The sequence below is a fragment of the Nocardioides sp. genome (assembly GCF_024509035.1).
In the GTDB taxonomy this organism is placed as follows: domain Bacteria; phylum Actinomycetota; class Actinomycetes; order Propionibacteriales; family Nocardioidaceae; genus Nocardioides.
Map to the genome: position 1 here is coordinate 1,267 of NZ_JANINT010000347.1, position 672 is coordinate 1,938.

Consider the following 672-nt stretch of genomic DNA (forward strand, 5'->3'; position numbering starts at 1 on the left):
TCGCCTATCTTCCACCCTGCGGAACGTCAATTCTGGACAGAGAGTAACCGGCGTCACTCCACCAGTGTCAAGAATCAACATTCTTGAGGGCGAAATTTTCAGCGGCCGAGCTGCTGAGCGTCCGCCACGGCAGCGGAGAGCAGCCGCGCGAGCTCCGCCTCCTTCTCGGGCGTGTATCGCTGCACGGGGCACGAGAGCGAGAGGGCGCACAGACTCGAGCCGTCCGGTCCCCGGACCACCCGGGCGATGGCCCAGATGTCCGGCTCGTTCTCACGGTCGGCGACCGCATATCCCTGTTCCCTGATCTTGGCCAGCTCCGCCAGGAGCTGGGTGCGCGAGCTGATCGACAGCTCCGTGACGCCCGAGAGCTCCTCGCGGGGATAGCGGCGCATGATCTCCTCGGTCGACAGCTCGGCGAGGAGCGCCTTCCCGCCCGAGGTGCAGTGGGCCGGTCGCACGAGGCCCACGCGCGACGTGGTGCGGACGGGCCGATCGCACTCGACCGCGTCCAGGAAGATCGAGTCGCTCCCTTCCAGCGCCAGGAGGCTGCAGGTCTCGTCGGCCTGCTCCACGAGGGACCGGAGGATGGGGCTGAGCTGGGCGCGTAGGTCGTGCCGCACCACCGACAGACCGAGCGTCACGAGAGTCGGTCCGGGCGAGTACGTCTTCGCC

General features: G+C 67.7%; 1 protein-coding gene. It reads right to left on the reverse strand.

Annotation, left to right across the window (positions count from 1 at the left end):
• Window positions 1-98: 98 nt before the first annotated feature.
• Window positions 99-672: IclR family transcriptional regulator (locus Q0L15_RS21040; RefSeq protein ID WP_296606676.1), on the reverse strand; the 574-nt coding region annotated here is incomplete at its 5' end.